Below are 12,073 nucleotides of genomic sequence, written 5' to 3'. Positions count from 1 at the left end.
GTGGTGGATCGCCGATTTTTGCGATTCATGGATGGCTAACGGGTGCTTACTTCAATAAGGAAGGTTGCTGAGGCAGCCTTTTTCTTATGGCACTAACGGGGCAGGTTAGTTCAATAACAAAAATGATAAAATGATACAACCAGGCAAAGTGAGGCGAACTATTTGAGAATTGAATTAGCTACTGATAACGAGATAGAAAAAATATATACAAAATTTAAAAAATTCAACACCCATCTTTTGAAGGAGCCAAGAAAGGTGTTTCCTATTATTGGTATTATGGATGTATATAATCGAGTTCTTACTGAACAAGAGGCACGAGATTTACTAAGCAGTCATCACGAGCATAATTTAAAGTATGGTTCCAGATTTTTAAGTGCAATTACCCAAATTTATCATACAGATGGCGAAGTATTTGTTCATATCAATAAAAATGGAATAAGCAAAGAGCAAGTCAAATTCATTCTAGGCTTCTTAAATCGTGTGGAGGCGAGTGTTTTTAGAAAGATGTTCGCTATCAAAGAGGGCATATACAAAATTGGTGATGAAGAGGCACTTCAGTTTCTGGTTAACCTTTCAGTTGAAGAATTGTATTTTTCAAATTTTTTCTTTCCTTCACTTGAAACAGTTATTATCGGAAATTATGAGCTATGTTTTCCTGTGTATAGTAAGAAAATGGAAGGGTTTGATAAATGCCGAGAGATTATTGAACGAAATGGTTTATTTATACGACAGTAAGCCCGGAGCTGTCTTTAAGGCAGCTTTTTCTTATGGAACTATCGGGGCAGGTTAGTTCTATAAGGTGGGAATATTTTTATATATGAAATAGTATTTTTTTCGCTTATGCTGAGAATAAAAAAGAAGGTTAAGATGTATGAATATCACTGATTTACTTGTTTTGTCTGTGGTTTTAGGCTTAATTTATGGTTTTAGGGACAAGAAATTTAAAAAGAAAAGTTTTTTCAAAACGTTTTTAATATTTTTCACATCAGGTCTAATCTTCATCATAACAGGAGATCTATTTTTGAATAATTTATTAGATAAATATCTTCCTAATGAAAAATATGGGATATTGCTATTTGGAGGTTTGTTATTGTTATACCCTATTTATACAACAATTAAAGGATTTAAAAAAAAGACCACTAATTCACTTCGTTAATTATCTATAGGGTGCGATCCTTTCATATTGAAAAAACGGGGCAAAAAAGAATGATAGTTAAACAGTGATTACAGAAAATTGTTATAAAAGGTGGTTTTATGGATACTTCAAGTTATATATTTTTAGCAATTTATTGGGTCGGAATTATTATATGGTCGCTTAAAAATAAGGAGAAGGCTAAGAAGGAATTACTTCAAATAAAGAAAAATTGGAAGACAGGAGTATCAATATTGCTAATTGTTTTATTTCCATTTTTAGTTTTGGCTTCAATGATATTTGTATTGTAGTTTGTTTTAATTGTTAAGTTAAAGTAGCAGGATGGCAAGATTGTGAAGGAGTGTACTTAAACTAACGGGTGCGTTAGCTGAAGATCAGAGCTGTCTTTAAGGCAGCTTTTTCTTTATGCAACTATCGGGGCAGTTTAGTTGAAGTGGAGAATTAGTTATTTATCCTTTATTTTACATTCTAAAAAACACCTGAATTTTTGTTATTACCTAGTTTCCAAAAACTATCTACATATTTGGTATAGAGTCAACAAATACTAACAAAAAATGTTTAAGGAATGAGAAAAATGATGGATTTTTTAGAAGACATATCTACCTTACCTTATGTATTAAAGGCATTGTTAATTTTTTGTACTGCAATTATTCTTCTGCGTATCGCAGGAAAGAGATCACTTGCAGAAACAACAGTTTCGGAAGCTGTGTTAAGGATTTCGATTGGTGCTGTACTAATCCAACCTTTAGCATTGAAAGAGGAATGGCAAGCAGTATATGCTGGAACTTTGCTCATTATAGGAATTGTATTATTAGCAAAAATACAAATATGGTTTCCAAAATCCAGAAAGTTTATTAATGGAGTACCATCAATACTAATTAAAGATGGAAAGGTGAAGTTAGAAGAGCTAAAAAAAGCCAGATTAACGACAGATGAGATACAAAGTGCACTTCGCCAAAAAAATATAGGAAATGTCGAAGATGTTGAATTGGCGATATTAGAGTCCAATGGTAAAATAGCGACTAGCCTAAAGCCAAACAAAGCACCCGCAACCAAAGAAGATATTCAAAAAATTTTAGATATCTTAGCTGAAAATGGTATTCGTTCCTCATCACAAAATCAATCTGAAGCGAAAACGCCACCATTATTTAAAGAAGCTTATGACGAGGGAGACATAGTGGACTATAAATCTTAGAGACATTAAATAAGCTGTTTTTTTCTTTAGTACAAAGATAATACACAATACATAAGCAATGTTCTTCAACTAACGGGTGCGTTAGTTGAGATCCGGAGCTGCCAATTGGTGGCTCTTTTTCTTATGGAACTAAAGGGGCAGGTTAGCTTAATAAGAACAGGACAATCAATATACTATGTAGAATATAATAAGATGATATTGTTTAAAGATTTAGAAAAAACAGTATATAAAAATTAGGAGGGTTTGTTATGGTTCATGCAAAAGATGTTTTATCGGATCAGTTGTTGGCAAATGCTAATGACCCAAGTTGGTACCTACCATTTTCAGATTCAGTAGAAAGATTGTCTGAGGAACATGCATTTTGGAAGCCAAACGAAGAAAGTAATAGTATTGCTGAAATTGTGCAGCATCTACTATATTGGAATCAAACATGGCAAACAAGGTACCAAAAATCTCACGTTGATGCTGTGCCTTCAATAGGAAATAATAATAACAGCTTTATTATTCCTGAAAATCATACTTTTGCTGACTTAAAAAAACAACTATTAGAGGTGCTTTTACGTTGGCAAGAGTTATTATCTGAAGAAAAAGTTGAGAGAGAAGTTAATGGTTATCCTGGACACGTGAAATGGTGGGCAATACTCGGAAATGTGTCAACTCATAACGCATATCACATTGGTCAGATCATTTATATCCGGAAGTTGCAAAATAGCTGGGAAATAGATGCAGGAGTAGATAAATAAAAGTTGCACTAGTGCCTACTTGAACTAACGGGTGGGTTAGCTGAAGATCGGAGCTGTCTTTAAGGCAGGGGCATAATGCCTTTTTTGTAGAATGGGGTAATAGTGGTGAGTTAGATAAAGAGGGAGAACTTATTACTGGTGGTTTACTTCGTTGGATACAAGAAGGAACTTATGTAGAAATGGAGAGCTCACGGGTATCAAGGAATAAAATGTTGGAAGTTGCAAGGTCAATGAAATAATTTAATGAACTAAAGGGCAGATTAACAAAAAAGTGAGACCAAATGTTCATCTGGTCTCTTGCTTATTATTTCTCAGGTTTAATATAAGGGACGATTTGTGCAGTTGCACCTACAGAAGAACCACGAATAAAATCTTGATTTTCTAATGCTTTAAAATTTTGGGTTTGACCAGTCAGCATTATCCCTAATATTTTTACTTCATCAAACTTTTTATTTTTATTAGAATTTAAAAACTCTTGGATTGTTTCGTTAAAGCCATTTGCATCATATTTTTCAAGTGCTTCAATAAAGCTTTTATATGCCTCTTTAGGTGAATCAGATGGATTAAATCCATAAACCTCTATACCAGCAGGTCCTTTACTTTCATCAACAATTGGTGATGTCATATACAACCATACGATGTTTAAATTATCGGGGATTTTTGCTTGAATTTCTTGAAATGTATAAGGCTGATCGAAAGAAACCGCAACTTCCGCAACCTGGTTTTCCATTTGTGAAATTTCCCCAAGTTCATTTTGTACACCATCATGGTACTTTTGAATTGAAGGATGATAAAAAGTCGCCACTTTATTCTTAGTTTGTTTATCATACTCATAAAATTCCGTATCAGACCAATAAAATCCCGGTACTAACTCATTGTAATCAATTTGGGATCGAAGCCAATCATATGAACTTGTAAGTGTGCTCCATTGTACTAAGTAGCCATTAATATTTTTAGAACGATTCGTCACAATGTTGCCACCAAACATGGAGGAATTACTCGTAACTTGAGAATCGATTTGAATATTAGGTTCGGCAATTGCATTATGTAAAAAGAGCTGATCGTGAAGTCTTGTAGAACTTTTCGCTGCAAAGTAATTGCCAGTTTTATAAAGGATCGGTAATAGAATAAGTACAACGATAATTGAAGTAATGACGATTTTTAGTAATTGTTTTCGTTTAGCTTTTTTTAAAGCATCTTTTAACGAAGTGTCCATTAATGTTTTCCTCCTATTTTTGAGTGAATAAATTTACGTGCACGATGTAATGTTTGCTTTACACTGTTTACTTTAATGTCCAAAATAGTCGCAATTTCTTCATATGAAAAATCATAGTAATACTTTAAAAAGAAAGCTTCTTTGTATTCTTTTTTGACGTCTTTTAATAAATAGAAAATCTCATCCTTATTTAAAATGGCATCAAATTCGCGGTCTGTATATTGTAGCTTCGAATAAATTTCTTCGGTTATGAAGATGTTCTGCTGTTCCTTTTTTCTTTTCAAGTCAATATATTCATTGAGTGCTACTCTAAAAAACCACGGACGCATATTGCTCTCAGTTAGATCATCTAACAGTGTGTACACTTTGTAAAAAGTATTTTGAATTATATCTTCCGCATCTTCTTTTTGTGCTCCTTTCGCTAGTAATAGATTGAACACTTCCTCGCCTAAATTGATAAGATAGGAGGCTAGTACATTTTCTTTTTTCATCATTTTTCCTCCCTATACTTATACAACGAATAAATAGTAATAAATGTATACACTTAAATGAATTAAATAAAAAGTTTTGATTTATTAACGGGGGCTATGTTATACGATTCGCTTTCCGAAATTAAATATCTTATTATCACACACAAGAAATACTTTTGAAGGTTGGAAAGATTTAAATTACTATAATCTGTCGTAAAACCTTAATCAGTGCGTTAGCTGAAAATCGGAGCTGTCTTTTAGACAGCTCTTTTCTTATGGAACTAAAGGGGCAGGTTAGCTGCACAAGCATAGGAAATAAAACACACCGTATATCCCCACTAATGGTAAAATAATGTTATAAAAACGGAGGGGTTAGATGGGAATTACTAATATAAGCATTAAAGAGCGTATGGATTTTCATAATGTAAATGGATTGAGCATTGCAGTAATTAATAAAGCTCAAATTAGTATGGCAGAACACTATGGTTTACTTGAGGCAGGAACGACTAAAATTGTAAATAGTAATTCTATTTTTAGTGCTTGTTCGATTAGTAAGTTCTTAACCGGGATGCTTGTTTTGCTACTAACTGAACAAGGTCTTGTTGATTTAGATGAGGATATAAACAAAAAGCTAACCTCGTGGAAAGTTCCTGATAATAAATTTACTGAAAACCAATATGTCACATTAAGAAGCTTGCTTAGTCATCAATCTGGAATTATAGACCCAGAAGATAGTTTTATGGAACTTAATTCGAATGACGGTATTTCCTCAATTGTTGACCTCTTAAAGGGACACACACCCTATTGTAAAGTGCCTATTCAAGTGAACTATGAACCTCAGAGCGACTTTCAATATTCAGATGCAGGCTATTGTATAATACAACTACTTTTAGAAGATGTGACTGGTAAACGTTTCGAAGAAATAATGGCCGAACTAATATTTCAACCATTAAAAATGCACAACAGTTCATTAGCAATGACCATTTCAGAAGAGAAAAGTGATAACTTTTCTTGTGGTCATAAAAAAACTGGAGAATTAGTTGATGGAAAATATGCTATATATCCCTATCAAGCTGCGTCAGGGCTATGGACAACACCTTCAGATTTATCCATTTTGGTTATTGAATTAATTAATTCTTTAAAAGGTAAAAGTAAAATTGGACTTTCTGTAAGTAAAGCAAAAGAACTGATAACCTCCCAAGGTTGTAAAGAGTGGACTGGACTAGGGGGGTTTTTAGATGACTCAAAAGGAGAACTAGAAATTTCAGCGCTTGGTTGGGGAGTAGGCTTTCAATGTATGATGGTTGCATATCCCTATTTAGAAAAAGGATTAGTCATAATGACAAATACAAATTTAGGTGTCCATCAATTGGAAGGGATCATTGGTGAAATATATGATTCCTACACTTCTGGATTGTGAAGAAATGTACTTAAACTAACGGGTGCGTTAGTTCATTAAGGATCACTAAAAATAATCAAACTATTTAATAAAAACTGTATACTAAATCACGAGTTTTGGAACAAATAATAACTTATTTATAATATCGTGCTTAATCGATAAAGATCAAATAAACGCCAATCCCTTATAGATATGGGATTGGCGTTTTGGCGTACTTCTTAAAGTTACAAATATGTTAAGTTCATTTTATAAACAACATTTTAAGAAATGTTTTTCAATTCCTCTGTTAATCGTAGGAATTCTTCTTTGTTTTTATCCTGTAATGACTGGTCAATCTCTTTTCGGATTTGCTCTTTTCGGAAATTAAGAAGGGCTTTGTTTATCACCATTTCAGCAAATTCAGAATCCTTGACGTTTATTTCAGGTTGTGGTGGTGTATTAGCCAAATTCTTTTCCATAGGAAACCAACTCCTTGACCTTTTTTCTATTATACCAACAGTTTTCAGACTATTCAAATATTACACTTAGTAGTTCCATAGTATCTATAGCCAATGAGTTTATTTTTGTTGAAAAATAATACTATTAGTGTGAAATTACACTAAAAAGGAGTATTTAGTATATATGGAAAAAGAAGAATTCATCAATTTAATATCAGAAAAAATGAAACTTGTCCGAACAGAACAAAGTTTTTCTCAAGATAAGATGTCTGAAATTCTAGGGATTTCAAAAAAAACACTAGTTCAAATTGAAAAAAGAAGAACAGAAGCCAATTGGACCACCGTTGTTGCATTTTGTGCTTTGTTTAATCATAGCCAATTGTTGATATCATCAATTGGTGACAATCCAGTTGATTTTGTTCAGTTAATTGCTAGCAAAAATGGTGGTACGCCTAAAGAAAAAACAATGGGTGGTAAGATATGGTGGAAAGAAATCGAGTATAGAGGGGATTTTCGTTTGCAACAAAATTTGATTAGTAACCATTACCGTATATTGGATCAATATGATTATCGTTGGCATAGTTCTTTTGATAAAGAAGAGAGTTTAAGTCGTTTAAATGAATTACAGGAGGTGGGGACTATCGAGATAGACAAAGGTATAGGGATGGGGATATATGAAGAATAAGATTTTGCTTGTTCTAAGAAAAATAGTAATTGGTATTCTAATAGTCTGTTTATACTGTTTTCCTTTTGTTTATTTTTCAATGCACCAAGATTTTGCTAACCGTTCAATGCTTGGCTATTTAATTATGATTGTAGTGACTTCACTTCTTGCTTTCTTCGGCAAACTCTTTAATAATTCAATCTCTCTTATTATTGGTAATATATTATCTGTAATAATTTCATTTTATTTCATAAGCGAGATGACAGGGAACGAACGATGGGGTGGCTATTTTAAGCCACTAACTCCATATCAATTATTAATCTTGGTTAGTTTTTTGAATTTGATTCCTCAGTTCTTCGCTATGAAGTTAGCAAATAGAAACAAAAATAAAGTTAAAGATTAATTTGATTAAGAAGAGTAACTTCTTGAATTAGAAGTTACTCATTTCTTTAATAAATATCAACAATATTCATTAACATAGCCTACATAAAAAGAAAAAGTAATAAAAGCCTACTTCCTTAAATAGCAAGGATCGTAGGCTTTCTTTATTCTTATAAGTGTTTAATTTACAATAAAGTCGTACCGATTTGAAAAAAGTTTAACCGTTTTTCTTATGGAACTTGGGGCAGGTTAGTTCGAAAAGACAAGAAGGATTAAACAAATCTATTATTGAAAAAAAGAGTGATTAACAGAGATAATTTTATCAAACTAACTTGTGCTATAGTTCAAGATGTGGGGCTTCCACCACCATTATCAAATGAATTGAGGATGGAAATTGAAATGAAGAAAAATATGTTTAGTTTTACGTCAGCAATGGTTGGAGTTATAGCTCCATTACTTTTATTTGCTGCAATTGAAATAATCAAGTTTAGTGATATATTACTAATTAGTAGTTTGAGCCTGTATGGTGTTTCTATTGTTTGTACGATTATAGCTGTAAAAAGGAAAGAAAAAAATAAGATAAAGTACATCCCACTCATTTCATTAATCCCCTTTACTCTTTATCAATTATTAATTTTATTGGTTTATTCATTAGGGAAATTCATAAATGGGTAGATTAACGGGTGCGTTAGCTGAAGATCAGAGCTGTCTTTAAGGCAGCTTTTTCTTATGGAACTATCGGGGCAGGTTAGTTGAAAAGTAATAATAAAAAAAGTGCTTGTTAAAAAAGAAGAAAAACCTTAACTCGTTACAATTATGAAAGCAGCCGATCATTGTGATCGGCTGCTTTTTTCATCTAACTGGCGGTTAATCTATTTTAAACTGGTCTTTATGTTTTTCTACAAACTCTTTAAATGAAGTTAATTTGATATTGTAAGTTTTTAATAAATCAATATCTACATTATAACCAGCTACGTTATCCCATTGCTGACCTCGTACAGATAATGGATGAGTTCCTTGCTCTAATGCTTCTTCAATACTAAGTGTTGAGATTTTAATCTCTTTTCCTGTTACCTCCGAGATGATCTCGGCAATTTTATTATATGACAGCGATTCGGCAGCTAACTCAATATTATGTTCATTGAATTTTTCAGGATTTGCGAAGGCTGCACAAACAAAAGCAGCGATATCTTCAACTGCAATGTGATCTATACGTGTATCCGCAAACGTCACAGTTTGTATTTCCCCTTGTTTTAAAAGAGGATACATGGACGCCACTTTCACTTCATCAATGAAATTATTCATAACAGCTGCTGGTTTCACGATCGTCCATGAAGAAAAGCCTGCTGAACGAACAGCTTCCTCTATATCCCACTTATCTGTCCAATATTTTTCAAACCAATAACCTGTTCCCCATTCTGGGAATTCAGAATATCTGCTTGTAGCTGCAACAGAAGTATGCACAAATTGTTTTACGCCACTTTTACTTGCACTTTGAATTAATGCAAAAGCCTGTTTTCTCTCTCTATCCGTTTCAACGGTATCGACTCCAGAAATTGGCACAGAAAAAACAGCATCGACATGTTTCATTGCATTTTCCAAAGAGGATGGGTCATCGAAGTTACCTACAACAGCTTCTGCCCCTTTTTGAATAAGTGCCTGGGCTTTAGAAGAATTTTCATCTCTCACTAAAATACGAACTTTAAATCCTTGTTTTAATGCTTCATTTGCAACAGCCCCTCCTTGTAAGCCAGTAGCACCCGTAACTAAAATTAATTTTTGATTGTTCAGATTCATGTTGATATCACCTTTCATGGTCTATTTTTAGTTTCGTTGTAAATGATAGAGCTCAGCAAGTTTCTCATATAATTTTAATCGCGTATCAAAGCCTTCTTGTCCAGTTGAAACGATGAGTTCTTGGACACCTAGAGTATCCGCTAGAATATCCAATTTATGCTTCAATTCACTCCATGTACCTATCACAATAGTAGATAAAAACGATTGTGCAGCTTGATGATGCGTTTCAGAAAACCGTATCTCATGTGCCTTCAGTGGATCGAAACCGTTGAAGTGCCCTAAGCTTTGTAAAAATTTTAAACTTAGGATTTTTTTTTGATATTCCACTTCTTTCTCCGTCTCTCCGCTGATTACTGAAACACCTAATATAACATCTGGTGCTGACACGCCATGATTTGCTTGATAAAGCTTACGATACAATGAGATGGCTTCTTTTGCCCCTGCCGGATTAAAATGATATGCAAAAGAGTAGTTGGCTGCTTCAATTGCAGCAAGTTGGGCACTATAAGGGCTTGACCCTAGAATCCAGATTGGCGGAAGTGGTGCGTCTTGTGGCATCGCAATTATCTGGGCAATTGAATCATCAGACAACGACTCTGAAGGATGGTCATATCCTCTTAATTCACGAAGCAATCCCTGTAAATCATCTGCGTTTAATGCATTCATAGAGCGACGTAAGGCAAGCGCAGTTTTACTGTCAGTTCCAGGTGCACGGCCCACACCCAAATCAATGCGGTCTGGGTAAAACGTCTCCAGTAGTTTGAAGTTCTCAGCTACTTTCAACGGAGAATGATTGGGAAGCATGACGCCACCTGAACCAACCCGTATGCGCTGCGTATTCGCAGCTATTTGACCGATTAAAAGTTCGGGCGAAGCGCTGGCTACGGAGGAAATATTATGATGCTCCGTGACCCAAAAGCGTTCGTAACCTAGTTCATCCGCTTTACTCGCTAGTTTAACCGAATTTATTAAAGCTTGTTTGGCTGATGTTTCTAGATCGACTGGAGCCATATCCAATATAGATAAACGTTGAACCATGTTCTGCCTACATCCTTTCTATTGATTGTTTTCACGTCCATATTGATAAGGTACTCCTAAATGCTCACGTAAAGTTGAGCCCTTCAATTTCCATTCCTCCATCATGAAACAACTTATTTTAAAACCACAGCAAATGTGGTACTATTACCTTATTACTTACAAGTGATAATAACAAGTACTATTATTTTTAATAGGTACTATGTTTTTTGATAGTAATGAGATTTCAATTGGCTATTTAGGAGGAGAAATATGACTAAAAATACTAAGTTCCGTACACCTGACTGTGCTTTAGCAAAAGTTCAACAAATGTTAGGAGGAAAATGGAAACTCTTACTACTATGGTATCTTTCAGAGGAGCCTAGACGTTTTGGAGAGATCCGTCGATGTTTTCCGGAGATTACTGAGGCCATGTTGACAAAACAGTTGAGGGAACTGGAGCAGGATAAATTAATCCATCGTGAAGTATTCAAAGTAGTTCCGCCAAGAGTAGAGTATTCATTAACAGATTTAGGATCAAAATTTTCTCCAATTATAGAGGCAATGTATGATTGGGGGGAAGAGAATTTGAAGGATTAAACCCATTCGATAATTACTTGATATACTTGTTTTTTGATAGTCGCTAAACACGATTAGCGTTACTATTAGGGGATTCGTTTCTCATATTTTGTTATTCATTATTTATTAAGCTAACAGGGGCGTTAACAACAAGAGGAAAAGAAACACAAACAATAAAGATTTTTAGGATGGGATCGCATTGGTTCCATCCTTTTTTTGATACACATAAGAGAATGTGAAGGTTTCTACTTAAACTATAGGGTGCGTTAGTTCTATAATGATCACTAAAAAATAATCAAACTATTTTTTAAAAATTTTATACTAAATCACTAGAAAAGAACCCTTTTTGATCAATCTCTTTTCAAAATGGATTGTATTTATTTACGCTAATATGAGGGTTCAGGAGGACCTTTTGATTAATCTTTACTTCAAAGCTACTGTTGGTTCTTTTTTAACAGATGCTTTAGCACAATACATACATGAACTGAGTTGGAAAGTTCTCTCCAAAGAATAAGAAATAAGAATGGCCGAAAATCAATTTGATTTTTCGGCCATTTTAATATTTGAAAATGGGGAATTCAAGTATTATTTTTCTACAGATGCAAGAATGTCTTCAGCTAAGAGTTTAGATCCACTAGCACCTTTTAGATATTTCAATGTTCCTTCACTAGACCAATCAAATATCTTTATACTGCTCATTCTTTTATTTACTTCTTTAATGTTTAACTGGTTGGAAACAAAATTATAATTTGAAGGGATAATTTTATTGCCGGCTATAGCAAAAGCATTTAAACAGACTATATGAGTTAGTCTATATTGCTTATAATCACTCCATTCAACAGGTAACAACTCTTTAATACAATTAAAATAAGTAAGAGTTATATTAAGTATTTTTTCCTTAGGTAATTCGGCTATCTTTGTATTTTTAATTAATAACAAAAGAAAGTTATATACATTTTGTAAAGTAATATGCTTTTCTTTAGTTCTTTTAAAAATCTACTTAACGAAGTACCTATACCTTTAGC

15 protein-coding genes are annotated in these 12,073 nt (G+C 33.6%); 9 read left to right on the top strand and 6 right to left on the bottom strand.

All coding sequences use genetic code 11. The features are described 5' to 3' along the window. Positions 1-162: 162 nt before the first annotated feature. From ACYP5M_RS06315 to ACYP5M_RS06300, 4 genes are all read left to right on the top strand, one after another. Positions 163-735 (top strand): hypothetical protein, encoded by a 573-nt coding sequence (locus ACYP5M_RS06315; RefSeq protein ID WP_434167203.1) that lies wholly within the window; start codon positions 163-165, stop codon positions 733-735. A 136-nt stretch (positions 736-871) separates the two neighbouring features. Continuing rightward, positions 872-1,156, top strand: a complete 285-nt coding sequence (locus ACYP5M_RS06310) for a hypothetical protein (RefSeq protein ID WP_452445275.1) — start codon at positions 872-874, stop codon at positions 1,154-1,156. Between the two features lie 571 nt (positions 1,157-1,727). Next, complete coding sequence (locus ACYP5M_RS06305; protein WP_241637999.1) at positions 1,728-2,348, top strand: DUF421 domain-containing protein; 621 nt, start codon at positions 1,728-1,730, stop codon at positions 2,346-2,348. A 248-nt stretch (positions 2,349-2,596) separates the two neighbouring features. After that, positions 2,597-3,091: a DinB family protein gene (locus tag ACYP5M_RS06300; protein ID WP_434167201.1), complete on the top strand. Its 495-nt coding sequence runs from the start codon at positions 2,597-2,599 to the stop codon at positions 3,089-3,091. A gap of 304 nt (positions 3,092-3,395) precedes the next feature. On the opposite strand, the gene ACYP5M_RS06295 is transcribed toward ACYP5M_RS06300, so the two are convergent. Both ACYP5M_RS06295 and ACYP5M_RS06290 read right to left on the bottom strand, forming a co-directional pair. Further along, complete coding sequence (locus ACYP5M_RS06295) at positions 3,396-4,307, bottom strand: sigma factor regulator N-terminal domain-containing protein (RefSeq protein WP_452445274.1); 912 nt, start codon at positions 4,305-4,307, stop codon at positions 3,396-3,398. After that, on the bottom strand, positions 4,307-4,798 hold the full coding sequence (locus ACYP5M_RS06290) for an RNA polymerase sigma factor (RefSeq protein ID WP_452445273.1): 492 nt from the start codon (positions 4,796-4,798) through the stop codon (positions 4,307-4,309). The genes ACYP5M_RS06295 and ACYP5M_RS06290 overlap by 1 nt, the downstream gene beginning before the upstream one ends. A gap of 355 nt (positions 4,799-5,153) precedes the next feature. Here ACYP5M_RS06290 and ACYP5M_RS06285 point away from each other — a divergent pair, with 355 nt between their 5' ends. Further along, positions 5,154-6,197, top strand: coding sequence for a serine hydrolase domain-containing protein (locus ACYP5M_RS06285; RefSeq protein ID WP_459734791.1), 1,044 nt, complete (start codon positions 5,154-5,156; stop codon positions 6,195-6,197). Between the two features lie 239 nt (positions 6,198-6,436). Here the strand turns inward: ACYP5M_RS06285 and ACYP5M_RS06280 are convergent, their stop codons facing one another. Beyond that, complete coding sequence (locus ACYP5M_RS06280; protein WP_056527760.1) at positions 6,437-6,634, bottom strand: IDEAL domain-containing protein; 198 nt, start codon at positions 6,632-6,634, stop codon at positions 6,437-6,439. Positions 6,635-6,797: 163 nt separating this feature from the next. On the opposite strand from ACYP5M_RS06280, the gene ACYP5M_RS06275 reads away from it, so the two are divergent. From ACYP5M_RS06275 to ACYP5M_RS06265, 3 genes are all read left to right on the top strand, one after another. Then, complete coding sequence (locus ACYP5M_RS06275) at positions 6,798-7,298, top strand: helix-turn-helix transcriptional regulator (protein ID WP_377378933.1); 501 nt, start codon at positions 6,798-6,800, stop codon at positions 7,296-7,298. Further along, positions 7,288-7,680, top strand: coding sequence for a hypothetical protein (locus tag ACYP5M_RS06270; protein ID WP_144481193.1), 393 nt, complete (start codon positions 7,288-7,290; stop codon positions 7,678-7,680). Before ACYP5M_RS06275 ends, ACYP5M_RS06270 begins: the two co-directional genes overlap by 11 nt. Positions 7,681-8,057: 377 nt before the next feature. Then, complete coding sequence (locus ACYP5M_RS06265; RefSeq protein ID WP_459734790.1) at positions 8,058-8,333, top strand: hypothetical protein; 276 nt, start codon at positions 8,058-8,060, stop codon at positions 8,331-8,333. A 192-nt stretch (positions 8,334-8,525) separates the two neighbouring features. Here the strand turns inward: ACYP5M_RS06265 and ACYP5M_RS06260 are convergent, their stop codons facing one another. Both ACYP5M_RS06260 and ACYP5M_RS06255 read right to left on the bottom strand, forming a co-directional pair. Then, a complete protein-coding gene (locus ACYP5M_RS06260) occupies positions 8,526-9,455 on the bottom strand; it encodes an NmrA/HSCARG family protein (protein ID WP_459734789.1) in 930 nt (309 codons plus the stop codon). 27 nt (positions 9,456-9,482) lie between these two features. Next, the gene (locus ACYP5M_RS06255) at positions 9,483-10,493 is read right to left on the bottom strand and encodes an LLM class flavin-dependent oxidoreductase (protein WP_459734788.1); all 1,011 of its coding nucleotides are present in this window, start codon (positions 10,491-10,493) and stop codon (positions 9,483-9,485) included. Between the two features lie 249 nt (positions 10,494-10,742). Between ACYP5M_RS06255 and ACYP5M_RS06250 the strand changes: the two genes are divergently transcribed. Further along, a complete protein-coding gene (locus ACYP5M_RS06250) occupies positions 10,743-11,069 on the top strand; it encodes a winged helix-turn-helix transcriptional regulator (protein ID WP_434167195.1) in 327 nt (108 codons plus the stop codon). A gap of 564 nt (positions 11,070-11,633) precedes the next feature. On the opposite strand, the gene ACYP5M_RS06245 is transcribed toward ACYP5M_RS06250, so the two are convergent. Continuing rightward, positions 11,634-11,987, bottom strand: coding sequence for a ParB N-terminal domain-containing protein (locus ACYP5M_RS06245; RefSeq protein WP_452445268.1), 354 nt, complete (start codon positions 11,985-11,987; stop codon positions 11,634-11,636). Positions 11,988-12,073 lie beyond the last annotated feature (86 nt).

This window comes from Peribacillus sp. N1, assembly GCF_054600815.1.
This window is presented reverse-complemented; position numbering and strand designations above follow the sequence as displayed.

Coding starts and splice junctions, on each gene's coding strand:
- ACYP5M_RS06305 (WP_241637999.1), top strand. CDS start 1,728: ATGATGGATTTTTTAGAAGACATATCTACCTTACCTTATGTATTAAAG.
- ACYP5M_RS06250 (WP_434167195.1), top strand. CDS start 10,743: ATGACTAAAAATACTAAGTTCCGTACACCTGACTGTGCTTTAGCAAAA.
- ACYP5M_RS06280 (WP_056527760.1), bottom strand. CDS start 6,634: ATGGAAAAGAATTTGGCTAATACACCACCACAACCTGAAATAAACGTC.
- ACYP5M_RS06285 (WP_459734791.1), top strand. CDS start 5,154: ATGGGAATTACTAATATAAGCATTAAAGAGCGTATGGATTTTCATAAT.
- ACYP5M_RS06295 (WP_452445274.1), bottom strand. CDS start 4,307: ATGGACACTTCGTTAAAAGATGCTTTAAAAAAAGCTAAACGAAAACAA.
- ACYP5M_RS06255 (WP_459734788.1), bottom strand. CDS start 10,493: ATGGTTCAACGTTTATCTATATTGGATATGGCTCCAGTCGATCTAGAA.
- ACYP5M_RS06260 (WP_459734789.1), bottom strand. CDS start 9,455: ATGAATCTGAACAATCAAAAATTAATTTTAGTTACGGGTGCTACTGGC.
- ACYP5M_RS06270 (WP_144481193.1), top strand. CDS start 7,288: ATGAAGAATAAGATTTTGCTTGTTCTAAGAAAAATAGTAATTGGTATT.
- ACYP5M_RS06275 (WP_377378933.1), top strand. CDS start 6,798: ATGGAAAAAGAAGAATTCATCAATTTAATATCAGAAAAAATGAAACTT.
- ACYP5M_RS06290 (WP_452445273.1), bottom strand. CDS start 4,798: ATGAAAAAAGAAAATGTACTAGCCTCCTATCTTATCAATTTAGGCGAG.
- ACYP5M_RS06300 (WP_434167201.1), top strand. CDS start 2,597: ATGGTTCATGCAAAAGATGTTTTATCGGATCAGTTGTTGGCAAATGCT.
- ACYP5M_RS06310 (WP_452445275.1), top strand. CDS start 872: ATGAATATCACTGATTTACTTGTTTTGTCTGTGGTTTTAGGCTTAATT.
- ACYP5M_RS06265 (WP_459734790.1), top strand. CDS start 8,058: ATGAAGAAAAATATGTTTAGTTTTACGTCAGCAATGGTTGGAGTTATA.